Genomic DNA, 13,238 nt, shown 5'->3' with positions numbered 1-13,238 from the left:
GTATTACCGTTGGAGACAAATCGAGCAACAAAAAAGCCACTGATTGCGGCTGATTTCATAAAGAAACTCGGCCTGAGCGCTCGAAACCGGTAACCTATGCAGCTGTTTTTCTGCATATCTTCGAGGTAGCACCCGTGTTTTCCCAATTCGCCCTGCACGAACGCCTGCTCAAAGCCGTGGCCGAGCTGAAATTTGTCGAGCCAACGCCTGTGCAAGCCGCGGCCATTCCGCTGGCGCTTCAGGGGCGTGACCTGCGGGTGACGGCGCAAACCGGTAGCGGCAAGACCGCCGCGTTTGTCCTGCCGATCCTCAACCGCCTGATCGGCCCGGCCAAGATCCGCGTCAGCATCAAGACCCTGATCCTGCTGCCGACCCGCGAACTGGCCCAGCAGACCCTGAAGGAAGTCGAGCGCTTTTCGCAGTTCACTTTCATCAAGTCCGGCCTGATCACCGGCGGTGAAGACTTCAAGGTCCAGGCCGCCATGCTGCGCAAGGTGCCGGACATCCTGATCGGCACCCCGGGCCGGATGATCGAGCAACTGAACGCCGGCAACCTCGATCTGAAAGAAGTCGAAGTGCTGGTGCTCGACGAAGCCGACCGCATGCTCGACATGGGTTTCGCCGAAGACGTGCAGCGTCTGGTCGACGAATGCCCGAACCGTCAGCAGACCATGCTGTTCTCCGCTACCACCGGCGGTTCCGGCCTGCGCGAGATGATCGCCAAGGTGCTGAACAACCCTGAGCACCTGCAGCTCAACGCGGTCAGCCAGCTGAACGACACCACCCGTCAGCAGATCATCACTGCCGACCACAACCAGCACAAAGAACAGATCGTCAACTGGCTGCTGGCCAACGAGACCTATCAGAAGGCTATCGTCTTCACCAACACCCGGGTCATGGCCGACCGCATCTACGGTCGCCTCGTCGCCCAGGAATACAAGGCGTTCGTGCTGCACGGCGAGAAAGACCAGAAGGATCGCAAACTGGCGATCGACCGTCTGAAGCAGGGCGGCGTGAAGATCCTGGTGGCTACCGATGTGGCGGCCCGTGGTCTGGACGTTGATGGCCTGGACCTGGTGATCAACTTCGACATGCCACGCAGCGGCGACGAATACGTACACCGCATCGGTCGTACCGGCCGTGCCGGCAACGACGGTCTGGCGATCTCGCTGATCTGCCACGGCGACTGGAACCTGATGTCGAGCATCGAGCGTTATCTGAAGCAGAGCTTCGAGCGCCGCACCATCAAGGAAGTCAAAGGCACCTACGGCGGACCGAAGAAGGTCAAGGCCTCGGGCAAGGCCGTCGGTGTGAAGAAGAAAAAGACCGACGCCAAGGGCGACAAGAAAAAAGCCGCCGCCAAGACCCCGACCAAGCGCAAGAGCGCTAACCGTCCGAAACCGGATTCTCTGGTGAGCAGCGACGGCATGGCCCCGCTCAAACGCCGCAAGCCGGCAGCACCTGCGGCCGAGTAAGGCGTTTCAGGCAGGCAATAAAAAACCCGGACAGTGTCCGGGTTTTTTATTGCCTGCGTTTATCAGCTGCCCAGTTGCCCACGGGTGTCGGCGTCAAAGCGTTGCTTGGCCTGATCCGCCTTCGGTTTGAGCTGCGCGAGCAGGGCGGCCTCGCTGTACAGCCCGGTCAGGGCCAGCTCCTGGGGCGTCGGCTCGATCGGGATCAGCACATCTTCACCGGCCGCGTGCAGCCAGATCGCCACGACCTGCAGCGCCGAAACGAACAGCACTCGCAGCTCGACGGTTTTGCCCTGCAACTGCGGCGATTGCTCGGCCAGCTTCAGCGCATCGACCGTGGCGGCCGCCAGGTTGCCGTGGTTCAACGAGGCAAACTCGACGTGACCGCGGACTTCGGCCAATTGCGCATCGGCAATCGACACGCCGTCGGCAAACACCAGGTAATGCCAGTCACCGACCCGGGCGTCCTTCAGGCCTTTGCCCTGGCTCAGATCCTCAAGGCTGAGCGAGTAGCCGCGATAGGCCTCGCTCAGGCTGATCTTCGCCGGCGCCGCACTGGCGAACTGGCGATTGATGCCAAAGCCCTGGGTTTGCAGCGCCGCTTGCAACACCGGACGCAAGGTCTGAACGCCGTTGGAAGGCGCCTTTGGATAAGTCAGTTGCATGATGTCGCCCTCCTAGTTTTTCGCCGTGAAGTAAGTGTGGGTCCAGTTGCCGCCGCCGTTGTAGGAACCGGGGAACGAGCTCAGTGCGCGAGTCGAATAGCCGTAGATCGAATCCGCAACCAGCACGTAGTTGCCGTTGGTGCCATAGATCGTCAGGAAGTGCGCACCGCCACCGTACCAGGCACAGCGCAGACCGACAGGCCGGCCCATGTTGATCTGGTTCTGGATGGCCGACATCTGCAACGAACCCTGATTCATCCCGTTGTAGCTGCGGGTGGTTTGCAGGGCCGAATCCAGATAGCCGTAGACGTTGCACGGCCCCGGCTGGCTGCAGCAGTTGCGGTTCAATTGGGTGCTGGCTACGCCGCACTGGGTCCAGGACCCGGTGCCGTAATAGTTGCCGACCGAAGCGGAAACCGCTGCCCAGCACCAGTTGGTCTGGGTCTGTTGCTGCATCGTGAAGTTCAGGCTAGAGGCCGCCAGGGCCTCGGCCTGTGGCGCGGCTTCAACCTCGACCAGTTGCGCGTCGAGCAGATGGCCGATCAGGCACCCGGGCAGGGTGTTGCCGATGAGCTGCGTTGTTTCAGTGGTTAACATTTTTCAATCCTCCATGAATGAAAACAAATGTCCTGCATGTATTACGAGCCGTCGGCGGTTAAGGGGGGCCACTTCTGCGGCGGGTTCCGAGCAGGCTCGAGGTAACCCTAGGTCTGAATATGCATTTGTGCAAATAAATAAATGCACAAGTGCAATTATACGGACGAAAGGACACTGCTTTGAGCATGTCCTTTGTGGTGGAGGCTGAAGCCCGAGGCCGTTAACCCTCGGTTTTATGCTCGGCCGAATCCAGCTCCTTCAAGCGTTGATCGATCAACTGGCATTTGTCCGGCAGATCGGCAGAGGCGGTGCCCAGGTCCATTTTCTGCAGCTCGGCATTGATTTCCTTGGCCTTGGCCGGGTTTTGCTCGGTGAGCTTTGCCACTTCCTGAGCCAGTTGTTCGCGTTTGGCGGTGGCCTCTTCGGGCGTGCAGGCCCACACGGGCAGGGCGCAGGCGAGGGTGGTGGCGAGTGTGAGGGGGAGCAGGGTTTTCATGGTGGCAGGCCTCAGATCCGGTTAAGGCGGGTTAACCGGTTGAGGGCCGTGACCCGTGAAAAGTTCAGTGTCTTTGCCGGCTCAGTCGCCGTGGCAGCAACTGGATTTGTGTTCTCCGTCATAGCGATCGTGATGCCTCACCCACTCCATGATCTCGTCCTCGTTCCGCCCTTTTGGCGTGAGGTCGAGAAAGTTGTAGGCGCCGACGAGCATGTCCAGGCCCCGGGCGTAGGTTGAGTAGGTGTGGAATATCTCGCCGTCATTGGCGCGATAGAACATGCTCAGCCCCGGCATTTCCTCTTCGCCACTGTCAGTCTTTTCATAGTTGTACGTAGCCTTTCCGGCTTCGGCATCTTCAGCACGGGCGCACACGCCGAAGTCGTAGTTGAAATCGGAACCGTCCGACGACACCCAGTCGAACTTCCAGCCCATCCGCCGCTTGAACGCCTGGAATTCGGCAAATGGCGCGTGGGACACAGCCACCAGCGCTATGTCGTGATGGGCCAGGTGCAGATTGGCGCCGTCGAAGTGATCGGCGAGGAAGGAGCAGCCCTGGCAGCCTTCTTCCCAGCCCTTGGCGAACATGAAGTGATAGACGATGAGCTGGCTGTGCTGGCCGAACAGGTCGGCGAGTTTCAATTCGCCGTCCGGCCCCATGAAGCGATAGTCCTTGTCGACTTTCACCCACGGCAGCGCGCGGCGTTTGGCGCTGAGGCGGTCGCGTTCTTTGGTGAAGGCTTTTTCATCGGCCAGATGCTGCTTGCGGGCGGCGAGCCATTCTTCGCGCGACACCACCTTATGATTCTCAACGTTCATGATGATTTCTCCTGCGGGGTTTAAACCGTCTGTCTCAGACTAGTCGCTTGAAGCCGTCGGAAATCGACAGACCGCCGGTCGGTCGGTGCCGCACATCAAGCTGAACGGCTATTGCCCACTCGGGTCACAACCTATGAAAGCGCCATTAATCACGCGCACCGGAGGTTGAATCAGGATGACGACTTATAACTGGGATTTGATTGAACGCCTGCTGCATGAAGTGCAGAACGGCGCAGGCCACAGCTTTGCACCCCGGACCTTTGCCGAAGACTATGCGGCTGACAAGGCGGCAGCAGGCGAGCCGATCGAGAATCTGGATCACCTGAAAACCCTTGCCTGTGACTACGAGAAACTGCTGCTGGATCGTGGTTACATAACCCCTCGCGAAGAAGATGGCAGTACCGGCAACAACTTCAGCCTGACCCTGCGGGGGTCGAGCCTGTTGAGCCTGATCGACAGCAGCATTCCCGGTAATGATCATCCGCGTCAGGTGCTGGATGAACAGGAGGATGCGCTGGATGAGGCGACGTTTGATCACGTGGCATCCAAAGCGCAGATCGCCTGAGGCTTTGCAAAAAAAACTGTGGGAGCGAGCCTGCTCGCGATAGCGATTTTTCAGCCAAACTGTTTTTGACTGCCAGGCCGCTATCGCGAGCAGGCTCGCTCCCACATTGGTTTTTACAGTGATCTCAGCTTTTTTGTGCGGCCTTCAAACACTTCAAATCATTGAAGTCCTTGCGCACTCCTTCGATTTTCTTCAACAGGCGCTGGCGTTGTTGCGGTGTGCTTTCTGCCATCAGATCCACCGCCAGCGAGCGCGCCTGGGCTTCGGTGTCGGCGTAGGCCTTGCGGTAATCCGCTGTCCATAAACGCTCGCGATAGACCAGAAGGGTCTCGATCCGCTGTGGGAATTCCGGACTTTTGCGCTGGGCGACGGCGGCGCTGAACTGTTGTTGCCAGTGCGCACGGTTGGCGATCCATTGAGTGTTCTGGTCGCCGAGTGCGGTCGACCACGCCATCACCCGTTGCTCTTGCGTGGTGCTCAAAGGCCCTAGCCAGTCGTTGAGGCGCTTGTCCATGCGGGCGCCACGCTCGGCGATCTGCTGGGCCAGTGGTGGTTTCACATATTCCTGCTGACGTTTGCGCAGATCCTTGGCAAACGCATCGTTCATGTCGGCGACCTGTTTGTCGTCCAGCCCTTGCAGCAGCTCGATGGCCGACGGGGTGATTTCCCGGGCGGTTTCGGCAATCGCCTGCTTGGCCTCCAAGGTGCGGGCCTGGAGCGCAGCGTCGGTAACCTGATTGGTTTCGACCATGGTTTGCAGGCGATCCAGCCAGTCCAGATAACCCGGCAATTGCGTGGTGCAGTGCCAACTCAGGTGTTCCTTGAGGCGTTCGTTGAACCAGCCTTTCTGCTCGCCGGTCATGTCCAGGTAGTCGCTGAGCGTCCAGGGAATGATCACGTCGAGATTGCGATAGGCCAGGCCGACGCGGCTGCACGCGCCGAGGGCGAGGGTGAGGATCAACAGGGTGGCGCAGTGTTTGAACCAGCGAGACATGAGCGAGTCCTTGCGAAAGCCTGGCGTCTGATTCTTATGTGAACGCAGGATGCTCCCGGCAGTTCAGCCAATCAATAGAACGCGCGTTCGGCCTTGAGCGTGACCAGCCCGTCGCACTGGCTGTTGTGCCCGGAGTACGCCGAGCAATCGCTGCCGCTGAGGCTGGAATTGCTGTAGATCAGGTCCAGGTCGATGCCCATCACCGGCCGGGAAAATTTCACCGACCAGTCGGTAAAACTGCTGACATAACCACCGTCTACCGTGACCGGCGTGTTGAGCTGGTGGGTGGTGTATTTCATGCTGATCCCGATGCCGAACGGCTGGTTGCCGCCCAGATCGGCAAACAGGGTGTTGTTCTGTTTGTCCGGGTCGTTGCTCAGTGCGATGCCGAAACGGCTGCCGAGCAGGGTCAGGCCGCCGAACAGCTCCTGGCTGTCGAGGGTGTCGACCTTGGGATAGCTGTAGTGAATCATCCCGACTTCGTAGCCGAGGGTTTGATCGAAAGGTTGTTTAAAACCGACGTAGGAGTCGATCTCCAGATTCTTGCCCGGCGTCAGTCCCATGCTCGGCGCGTATTGGCCCACGTAGAGGCCGCTGTCGTGGCTCAGATCGAGGCCGCCGTGGAACGAGCCGGCGGCAGAAGGTTTGACCAGGCCTTGGGCCATGCTGCGGCTGGGCGTAGTGCCGAGCTTGAGGTCGAAGTCGCCGAGTTCACGCTGGAAAATCTGTGCGTGCGCCATCGTGCTCGCCAGCAGTCCTGCAAGAAATAAACAGAGAGGTTTGAGCATGCGTCACTCCATGAACAGCGAGCGCAGGCCGACGTACCTGCTGAAACGCTTGATCCAGACGCGTGCAAGGATACCGGCGAATGATCGGCATCGAGGGCCGTTCGTCGATTTCTGATGTTTTGTCGGTTTGATTAAACGCGAGAGAGGTCTTGCGAGGGTTCCGGTCCAGACGCTTCGAAGCTCAAAGCGTCTTGGGACTGGGATGTTGCGGGGTGTTACTTCTTGCCCAGGCTGATCTGCTTGGACGGGCCGAACGTCTGGCCGCTGACGCCCTTGGCAATTTGCTGGATCTCGCCGCCGGACTTGAGGAATGCCGCGATCTGATCGTTGATCGATTCGCTGGTTTCAACGGCTGGAGCTGGCTTTGCTTTGCTGGTGGATGCTTTTACACGCATGGCGGCCATTAACCTGTAGGAAAGTAACTCGGCCAGGCATCGTACAGTAATAACTTGACAATTGCTTGGTAAATATCCCCCGGGATAACCCAACGTACGGGTGGATTATTCTCGATTAATTATTAGAAATATCCCGCTAACCTGCTGTTTTAAATAACAACATTTATCGGGAAGGGTGGATTTTTCGCGAGGGCGTCGCGCCGGGGAGTCGCCGGGGTGGTCTGACGAGTGGCGCCTGCGCGGCGGCAAACCAAGGAAAATCAAGGCTTCGCGCAATTTTCAGTTTGCGGGAGCATCTGCCGGCCAACGAACCCGGCAAAACCGGGTAGAATGCCGCCCACGCAATGAGGGTATTGGAAATGGCTTTAGTCGGGCGCTACAACAGTTTGCAAGTGGTTAAACACACTAACTTCGGTTTATATCTGGACGGCGGTGCCGACGGCGAAATTCTTTTGCCCAACCGTTATATCCCCAAAGATATTCCCAGCGAAGATGAAGACTGGCTCAATGTTTTCATTTATCTGGACAGCGATGACAAACTAATTGCCACCACTGAAAAACCAAAAGTTCAGGTCGGTGAATTTGCCAGTTTGAAAGTTGTTGAAGTCAACAGCATCGGTGTGTTCCTCGATTGGGGCCTGCCGAAGGATCTGCTGCTGCCTTACTCCGAAGAAAAACGCCAGATGACCGCCGGCGAATACTGCGTGGTGCATGTCTACCTCGACAAACACACCCGCCGCATCACCGCCACCGCGCGCCTTGATCGCTACCTCGACAAGACCCCGGCTAACTACAGCGTGGGCCAGGAAGTTGATCTGCTGGTGGCCGAAGCCACTGACATGGGCTTCAAGGCCGTCATCAACAACAAGCACTGGGGTTTGATCCACAAGAATGAAATCTTCAAGTTCATGCGTTCCGGCATGCGCGAAAAAGGCTTCATCAAGGAAGTGCGCGCCGACGGCAAGATCAGCCTGAGCCTGCAGCCGGTGGGCCAGGAAGCGGCCAGCAGCCTGAGTTCGAAGATTCTCGCCAAGTTGCGCGAAAGCAACGGTACCCTGGCCGTCAGCGACAAGAGCGATCCGGCGCTGATCAGCAGTCTGTTTGGTGTCAGCAAGGGCAACTTCAAGAAGGCCATCGGTTCCTTGTACAAGGAAGGCAAGATCGTCATTCATGCCGATCGCATTGAACTAACCTGAGCCTGACGTGGCCCATGTTGCATGGGCCAACCTGAGGTCGGGCAGATGAAAAAAGCACTGATTGCCTACGTCGCCACGCTGCTGACGTTTCTACTGCTCGACGGCCTCTGGCTCGGCGTGCTGATGGCGCCGACCTATCGCGAACTGCTCGGTTCGCTGATGCTCGAAAAACCGTTGCTGGTGCCAGCAGCGGTTTTTTATTGCCTGTACGTTTTCGGGTGTGTGGCGTTTGTGGTGTTGCCTTCGATGACCTGGCAGCGAGCCGCCCGCATGGGCGCGCTGCTCGGGCTGGTCGCTTATGGCACCTATGATCTGACCAACTGGGCGACGCTTCGCGGCTGGTCGGTGCAGGTGACGTTGCTGGATTGGGCATGGGGGACGTTTGCCACGGCTATTGCCTGTTCGGCGGGATGGAGGGTGGCCAGAAGATTTGGCCAATCCGCCGGGTAATGTTGTGCCTGAACCGACGTCATCGCGAGCAGGCTCGCTCCCACATGAGATCGCGCTTCCCTGTGGGAGCGAGCCTGCTCGCGATCGGCGGCGTCAGCCGTCAGCCATTCAGCTCTGACGCTTCAGGAGAATGAAGTGTCTCTTCCAGACGGCTTTTTCTGGCCAACTGGTTAATAATCCCCGAGACCATTTTTCGCCCCGGACGAAGAGCCGGGGCTTTGTTTTGACCTTTGGAAAAACTGCCATGTCGTGTGTGTTCGAGGTGTTGCGGTGAGCGTCAGTCGGCGCAGTGCCGACGGTTTTGCCCTGCAAGTGATGATCGGCCTGTGCCTGATCTGGGGCGTGCAACAGGTGCTGATCAAGTGGGCGGCGAGCGACATCGCGCCGGTGATGCAGGCGGCGGGGCGGTCGGGGATTTCCGCATTGCTTGTAGGACTGCTGATCTGCTGGAAGGGCGGCTGGGATCAGGTCGGCACGACCTGGCGCGGCGGCTTGCTGGCCGGTGCCTTGTTCGGGCTCGAGTTCCTGTTCATTTCCGAAGGACTGCAACTGACCACGGCGGCGCACATGTCGGTGTTCCTCTATACAGCGCCGATCTTCACCGCACTCGGTGTGCATTTCCTGTTGCCCAGTGAGCGTCTGCGGCCGGTGCAATGGCTGGGGATTTTCATGGCGTTCGTCGGCATTGCCGTGGCGTTTGCCGGCGGGGTGTCGTGGGACAACCTCGATCACCGCATGTTGATGGGCGATGCCCTCGGCGTGCTGGCCGGGGCCAGTTGGGGCGCGACCACCGTGGTGGTGCGTGCTTCGCGCCTGTCGGAAGCGCCGGTGACGCTGACGCTTTTTTACCAGTTGATCGTCGGTTTCGTCGGCCTGCTGTTGATCGCACTGCTCAGCGGCCAGATCACCCACGTCAGCCTGACCGCCGTGGCGCTTGGCAGCGTGTTGTTCCAGGGCCTGGTGGTGTCGTTCTTCAGCTACCTGACCTGGTTCTGGCTGCTGCGCCGTTATCTGGCGGCCAACCTGGCGGTGTTTTCCTTCATGACGCCGTTGTTCGGCGTCACGTTTGGCGTGGTGCTGCTCGGCGAAGAACTGAGCCTGAACTTCATCATCGGTGCCGTGCTGGTGTTGCTCGGCATCACCTTCGTCAGCGCGGAACAGTGGGTGCGTCGGCGTTTGCGCAAAGCGCTCGGCCAGTCGTAAGCGGTTTCCACGCCAGACCGCCGGCAATCAGCAGGCCACTGCCGGCGATCACCAGCGCCGGTTGCAGGCCACCGCTGAAGTGGCTGCTGACCGCCGCCAGCAACGGTCCGCTGAGCTGACCGACAGCGAAGCACGCGGTGAGCAGGCCGGCGTTGCGCTGGGTGGCGTGGGGCGCCAGCTCCCGGGAGCGCTGCATCACCAGTTGCATGCAGGCCAGGAACGGCGTGCCGCACAGGATCACACCCAAAGCCAGGCCGAGGCCGCTGCCCAGCAGGCAGGCAAAGACACCAGCCGCTTGCAGCCACAACGTCGCCATCAGCCAGTGCCGGGTGGTTTCCGGATCGTGCCGGCGCAAACTCACCAGCAACACGCCAATCGCGGCGCCGAGGCCGAAGCATGGCCAGAACAGATCCGCCTGCCATTGTCCATGAAACTGCGCATTGGCCATCTGCGACAGAAACGTGGCCGGAATGATGTAGCCCACGCCGTACAAGGCATACACCACTGCCAATCGCCCAATGCCACGATTTGATGGGCTGGCGGTAGTCACTGCGGTCGGGGCGCCGACACCCGGTTGCGGCAGGATCCGCACGATCCCCAGCAACATCACCAACGCCACGGCGGAATAGATCAGCCACAAAGTGGCGGAAGTTTGCTGCGCCAGATGCGAGAACAGCGCCAGCAACCCCGTCAGAAAGATTCCAAGGCCCGGCCCGGCAAAGACCAGCGCTCCCAACCGTGGGCGACCCGCCGCCGCAGCCAGCGGCTGACTCAGCGCAGTTATCATCACCAGCACCCAGGCACTCGCCACACCGGTGCCGAAGCGCAGCAGCAAGTGCGACCAGAAACCGCTGGCCCAGAACGACGCCAGCGTCAGGAGCACACACAGCCACAAGCCACCGTGCAGACGCCGCTGCACCTGATCGGGCCGACGGGAAAACATCGCGTCCACAGCGCCGAGCAGATAACCGAGGTAGTTCGCGGCTGCAATCAGACCGGCGGCAGTCAGGTCTATCTGGCCTTCGCTGATCAGGTGGGGAAGTTGCGGCGTGAGGGCGAAACGCCCGATGCCCATGGCCATCATCAGGGCAATGAAGCTGGCGGATAAGCGAATCAGCGGCGACATGGTCTGGATTCCGTTGGAAGGTTCGATGACCGTCAGGCTAGGACTGATTGACTTTCTTTAAAATTGAATAATAGTGAGTAACTTGTTCTGTTCAGGAGAAAGGTTGTGGAGTTCAGCCAATTGCGGATCTTCCAGGCCGTGGCGGAGGAGGGCTCGATCACTCGCGCCGCCGAACGCCTGCATCGCGTGCCGTCGAACCTGTCGACCCGGCTCAAACAGCTCGAAGAGCAATTGGGTGTCGAACTGTTCGTCCGTGAGCGTCAGCGTTTGCAGTTGTCGCCTGCGGGAAAAGTCCTGCTGGACTACACCGGCAAACTGTTCGCCCTGCGCGATCAGGCCAGTGCGGCGGTAATGGGCGGGCAACCGGCGGGGGATTTCGTGCTCGGCACCCTGTACAGCACCGCCGCGATCCATTTGCCGGCGTTGCTGGCGCGTTATCACAAGCAGTATCCGGCGGTGAATCTGCAGGTGCAGTCCGGGCCCAGCGGCGAGTTGCTCGAAGGGCTGCTCACCGGGCGACTCGATGCCGCGCTGGTGGACGGCCCGCCGCAACTGGCCGGGATCGACGGCGTGCCATTGTGCAACGAGCGGCTGGTGCTGATCAGCGAGGCCGATCACCCTCCGGTGCGCAGTGCCAAGGATGTCGAGGGGCGGGCGGTGTTCACCTTCCGCCATGGCTGCGCCTACCGCGCGCGGCTGGAGTCGTGGTTCGCCCACTATCACGCGGCGATGGGCCGGGCGATGGAGATCGAGTCTTATCAAGGGATGCTGGCTTGCGTGATTGCCGGCAGCGGCGTGGCGCTGATGTCGGAGTCGATGCTCGCCAGTCTGCCGGGGCGTGAAAGTGTCGCAGTGCACCCGCTGGCCGAACCTTTTGCCAGTGCGACAACATGGCTCATGTGGCGCCGGGGCATGGTCGGGGCCAACCTCAATGCGTGGATTGAACAGCAGCAGGCGCTCTATCCCGTGGCTGGCGAAGATACCCGGGAAACGGCTTGAACGAACGGTCAGGGATTCTGATCCATTCAGTAACAGATCATTGCGGATTTCGCCGAGCATTGCGTAGGACTTCGGACTATTATCAGTGCAAAGCGGCTACAGAATTCCGGCCGCTCAGCACCACCCTGAAGGGGGCATGACGATGAAAGAGAAAATTCAGAACTGGCTGCACGATTTGGGTGTTGCCCTCGGCTTGATCGAACCGCCTCTGCAACCGGTCCCGATTCGCACTGACGACGAACAGCGTCGGCGTCAGCAGCGTCGGCGGTAATGCCTTCCGGCTTCAAGGATTAAAGATTAGAAAGGTCGCCGTTTCGGGCGGCTCCGGCAGAAAGAGGCTGGAGCCGCCCGAAACGGCGACCTTTTGCTTTTCAGTGCCGCCCGATTTCCAACAGAAACCGGCTCAGGTCATTCGCGGTTTTTGCGCTCTTGAGCATGCGGTCCTCTTCGGCGGTGAAGGCCGTCAGTCCGAATTCATCTTCCAGGTGGAAGATCAGATCCTCGATGTCCGCCTTCTCCAGACCCAGCTCCGCCAGACTGGTGTTGTCATTGAAGTCGCGGTGTTCCAGCAGGCGTTTGATGAATCGGTGCACGGCGGCACGCACGGCAGCTCTTCTCATGGCAGATGTTCAAAAAGTGGCGGGATCTGACTGGAGTACAGCAGGCCTCAGGCGTGTCGGCGCAACCATTCGTCAATCATCGAACGTAAATGCTCTCCGGAGAAACTGCCGAAATGGCCGCCATGCACCGTGCGGATCTTCAGGGCCTGCAAGCGTCGCAGGCTGGCGGCGTAATCCTCGAGATTGGAGTGGTAGGCGTCCTCGATCAGCGGCCCGTCGTAGATGATGTCGCCGCTGAACAGGGTTTCGGTCGCGGCTTCATAGAGGCTGATCCCGCCCGGTGAATGCCCCGGCGTGTGCAGCACCTGCAAGGTGCGGTTGCCCAGGTCCAGCACATCACCGTCCTCGACAAACCCGGTGGCCGGTGCAGCCTTGACCCGGTATTCGGCGTAGCACAACGGGCAATCGGGGTGCGCTTCGAACATGTCGTCGCCGACGAAGGCCCGGCTCAAGTCGTTCTCGCCATCTGGCGCCGCCAGAATGTCTGCCTCGGCGGGATGGACCAGCCGTTCGGCAAACTCGTGATGCCCGGCGATATGGTCGAAATGGCAATGACTGGCCACCGCCACCAGCGGCCGCTCGGTCAGCCATGGCAGTTGCTCGCGCAGGCTCACCAGGCCCGAACCGCTGTCGAGCAGCAGATCCTTGTCCCGTCCCTGAACATGCCAGAGGTTGCAGCGATAAAACGGGCTGATATACGGCTCGTGAATCAGGCGGATGCCGTCGCTCAGGTGCTGCACTTCGAACCATTGGTCCCGTGAAACAATCTTCATCGGCCATTTTCTCCAGACGAAAAAAAACGAGTGTGGCAACCGACGCCACACCCGTCGAAGAAAGCATCAAATCGTTATGTTCA

General features: G+C 59.7%; 17 protein-coding genes. 7 read left to right on the top strand and 10 right to left on the bottom strand.

The genetic code is table 11. From position 1 onward, the window contains the following. The first annotated feature begins 134 nt into the window (after positions 1-134). On the top strand, positions 135-1,475 hold the full coding sequence (locus DXT77_RS18525; RefSeq protein WP_119428703.1) for a DEAD/DEAH box helicase: 1,341 nt from the start codon (positions 135-137) through the stop codon (positions 1,473-1,475). 62 nt (positions 1,476-1,537) lie between these two features. Here DXT77_RS18525 and DXT77_RS18520 read toward each other — a convergent pair whose 3' ends face one another. The 4 genes from DXT77_RS18520 to DXT77_RS18505 all read right to left on the bottom strand — a co-directional run bounded on the left by DXT77_RS18520 (position 1,538) and on the right by DXT77_RS18505 (position 4,046). After that, positions 1,538-2,137, bottom strand: coding sequence for a hypothetical protein (locus DXT77_RS18520; protein WP_119428702.1), 600 nt, complete (start codon positions 2,135-2,137; stop codon positions 1,538-1,540). Positions 2,138-2,149: 12 nt separating this feature from the next. Next, positions 2,150-2,734, bottom strand: coding sequence for a papain-like cysteine protease family protein (locus tag DXT77_RS18515; RefSeq protein ID WP_119428701.1), 585 nt, complete (start codon positions 2,732-2,734; stop codon positions 2,150-2,152). Positions 2,735-2,954: 220 nt separating this feature from the next. After that, a complete protein-coding gene (locus DXT77_RS18510; RefSeq protein ID WP_119428700.1) occupies positions 2,955-3,230 on the bottom strand; it encodes a hypothetical protein in 276 nt (91 codons plus the stop codon). Between the two features lie 81 nt (positions 3,231-3,311). Then, positions 3,312-4,046 carry a thioredoxin family protein gene (locus tag DXT77_RS18505; protein ID WP_119428699.1) on the bottom strand — a complete coding sequence of 245 codons (735 nt, stop codon included), beginning with the start codon at positions 4,044-4,046 and terminating at the stop codon, positions 3,312-3,314. A 175-nt stretch (positions 4,047-4,221) separates the two neighbouring features. On the opposite strand from DXT77_RS18505, the gene DXT77_RS18500 reads away from it, so the two are divergent. Continuing rightward, complete coding sequence (locus tag DXT77_RS18500) at positions 4,222-4,611, top strand: transcriptional regulator (protein WP_119428698.1); 390 nt, start codon at positions 4,222-4,224, stop codon at positions 4,609-4,611. 124 nt (positions 4,612-4,735) lie between these two features. Here DXT77_RS18500 and DXT77_RS18495 read toward each other — a convergent pair whose 3' ends face one another. From DXT77_RS18495 to DXT77_RS18485, 3 genes are all read right to left on the bottom strand, one after another. Next, a complete protein-coding gene (locus tag DXT77_RS18495; RefSeq protein WP_119428697.1) occupies positions 4,736-5,605 on the bottom strand; it encodes a DUF6279 family lipoprotein in 870 nt (289 codons plus the stop codon). A 71-nt stretch (positions 5,606-5,676) separates the two neighbouring features. Then, the gene (locus DXT77_RS18490) at positions 5,677-6,393 is read right to left on the bottom strand and encodes a TorF family putative porin (RefSeq protein ID WP_119428696.1); all 717 of its coding nucleotides are present in this window, start codon (positions 6,391-6,393) and stop codon (positions 5,677-5,679) included. Between the two features lie 215 nt (positions 6,394-6,608). Continuing rightward, positions 6,609-6,797, bottom strand: coding sequence for a hypothetical protein (locus DXT77_RS18485; protein WP_016985943.1), 189 nt, complete (start codon positions 6,795-6,797; stop codon positions 6,609-6,611). A 350-nt stretch (positions 6,798-7,147) separates the two neighbouring features. Between DXT77_RS18485 and DXT77_RS18480 the strand changes: the two genes are divergently transcribed. The 3 genes from DXT77_RS18480 to DXT77_RS18470 all read left to right on the top strand — a co-directional run bounded on the left by DXT77_RS18480 (position 7,148) and on the right by DXT77_RS18470 (position 9,637). Further along, the gene (locus DXT77_RS18480) at positions 7,148-7,984 is read left to right on the top strand and encodes a S1 RNA-binding domain-containing protein (RefSeq protein WP_085710349.1); all 837 of its coding nucleotides are present in this window, start codon (positions 7,148-7,150) and stop codon (positions 7,982-7,984) included. A 45-nt stretch (positions 7,985-8,029) separates the two neighbouring features. Further along, positions 8,030-8,434 carry a DUF2177 family protein gene (locus DXT77_RS18475; protein ID WP_119428785.1) on the top strand — a complete coding sequence of 135 codons (405 nt, stop codon included), beginning with the start codon at positions 8,030-8,032 and terminating at the stop codon, positions 8,432-8,434. 270 nt (positions 8,435-8,704) lie between these two features. Then, positions 8,705-9,637, top strand: coding sequence for a DMT family transporter (locus tag DXT77_RS18470; RefSeq protein ID WP_119428695.1), 933 nt, complete (start codon positions 8,705-8,707; stop codon positions 9,635-9,637). Here the strand turns inward: DXT77_RS18470 and DXT77_RS18465 are convergent. After that, the gene (locus DXT77_RS18465; protein ID WP_119428694.1) at positions 9,582-10,763 is read right to left on the bottom strand and encodes an MFS transporter; all 1,182 of its coding nucleotides are present in this window, start codon (positions 10,761-10,763) and stop codon (positions 9,582-9,584) included. The two genes, DXT77_RS18470 and DXT77_RS18465, sit on opposite strands and share 56 nt — an antisense overlap. Positions 10,764-10,868: 105 nt before the next feature. On the opposite strand from DXT77_RS18465, the gene DXT77_RS18460 reads away from it, so the two are divergent. Further along, the gene (locus DXT77_RS18460) at positions 10,869-11,762 is read left to right on the top strand and encodes a LysR family transcriptional regulator (RefSeq protein WP_114881847.1); all 894 of its coding nucleotides are present in this window, start codon (positions 10,869-10,871) and stop codon (positions 11,760-11,762) included. A 142-nt stretch (positions 11,763-11,904) separates the two neighbouring features. Further along, a complete protein-coding gene (locus DXT77_RS30130; RefSeq protein WP_007914492.1) occupies positions 11,905-12,033 on the top strand; it encodes a PA1414 family protein in 129 nt (42 codons plus the stop codon). 100 nt (positions 12,034-12,133) lie between these two features. On the opposite strand, the gene DXT77_RS18455 is transcribed toward DXT77_RS30130, so the two are convergent. Further along, on the bottom strand, positions 12,134-12,382 hold the full coding sequence (locus DXT77_RS18455) for a phosphopantetheine-containing protein (protein WP_085710356.1): 249 nt from the start codon (positions 12,380-12,382) through the stop codon (positions 12,134-12,136). A gap of 47 nt (positions 12,383-12,429) precedes the next feature. Next, positions 12,430-13,155: an MBL fold metallo-hydrolase gene (locus DXT77_RS18450; RefSeq protein ID WP_119428693.1), complete on the bottom strand. Its 726-nt coding sequence runs from the start codon at positions 13,153-13,155 to the stop codon at positions 12,430-12,432. Positions 13,156-13,238: the final 83 nt, after the last annotated feature.

The organism is Pseudomonas sp. 91RF, assembly GCF_003576265.1.
Lineage (GTDB): Bacteria > Pseudomonadota > Gammaproteobacteria > Pseudomonadales > Pseudomonadaceae > Aquipseudomonas > Aquipseudomonas kribbensis.
The sequence above is the reverse complement of the archived record's forward strand: the minus strand, read 5'-3'. Positions and strand labels throughout refer to the sequence as shown.

What these genes read in the sequence shown, in the direction of transcription:
- DXT77_RS18520 (WP_119428702.1), bottom strand. Translation starts at nt 2,137, where the DNA reads ATGCAACTGACTTATCCAAAGGCGCCTTCCAACGGCGTTCAGACCTTG.
- DXT77_RS18515 (WP_119428701.1), bottom strand. Translation starts at nt 2,734, where the DNA reads ATGTTAACCACTGAAACAACGCAGCTCATCGGCAACACCCTGCCCGGG.
- DXT77_RS18510 (WP_119428700.1), bottom strand. Translation starts at nt 3,230, where the DNA reads ATGAAAACCCTGCTCCCCCTCACACTCGCCACCACCCTCGCCTGCGCC.
- DXT77_RS18505 (WP_119428699.1), bottom strand. Translation starts at nt 4,046, where the DNA reads ATGAACGTTGAGAATCATAAGGTGGTGTCGCGCGAAGAATGGCTCGCC.
- DXT77_RS18500 (WP_119428698.1), top strand. Translation starts at nt 4,222, where the DNA reads ATGACGACTTATAACTGGGATTTGATTGAACGCCTGCTGCATGAAGTG.
- DXT77_RS18495 (WP_119428697.1), bottom strand. Translation starts at nt 5,605, where the DNA reads ATGTCTCGCTGGTTCAAACACTGCGCCACCCTGTTGATCCTCACCCTC.
- DXT77_RS18490 (WP_119428696.1), bottom strand. Translation starts at nt 6,393, where the DNA reads ATGCTCAAACCTCTCTGTTTATTTCTTGCAGGACTGCTGGCGAGCACG.
- DXT77_RS18485 (WP_016985943.1), bottom strand. Translation starts at nt 6,797, where the DNA reads ATGGCCGCCATGCGTGTAAAAGCATCCACCAGCAAAGCAAAGCCAGCT.
- DXT77_RS18480 (WP_085710349.1), top strand. Translation starts at nt 7,148, where the DNA reads ATGGCTTTAGTCGGGCGCTACAACAGTTTGCAAGTGGTTAAACACACT.
- DXT77_RS18475 (WP_119428785.1), top strand. Translation starts at nt 8,030, where the DNA reads ATGAAAAAAGCACTGATTGCCTACGTCGCCACGCTGCTGACGTTTCTA.
- DXT77_RS18465 (WP_119428694.1), bottom strand. Translation starts at nt 10,763, where the DNA reads ATGTCGCCGCTGATTCGCTTATCCGCCAGCTTCATTGCCCTGATGATG.
- DXT77_RS30130 (WP_007914492.1), top strand. Translation starts at nt 11,905, where the DNA reads ATGAAAGAGAAAATTCAGAACTGGCTGCACGATTTGGGTGTTGCCCTC.
- DXT77_RS18455 (WP_085710356.1), bottom strand. Translation starts at nt 12,382, where the DNA reads ATGAGAAGAGCTGCCGTGCGTGCCGCCGTGCACCGATTCATCAAACGC.
- DXT77_RS18450 (WP_119428693.1), bottom strand. Translation starts at nt 13,155, where the DNA reads ATGAAGATTGTTTCACGGGACCAATGGTTCGAAGTGCAGCACCTGAGC.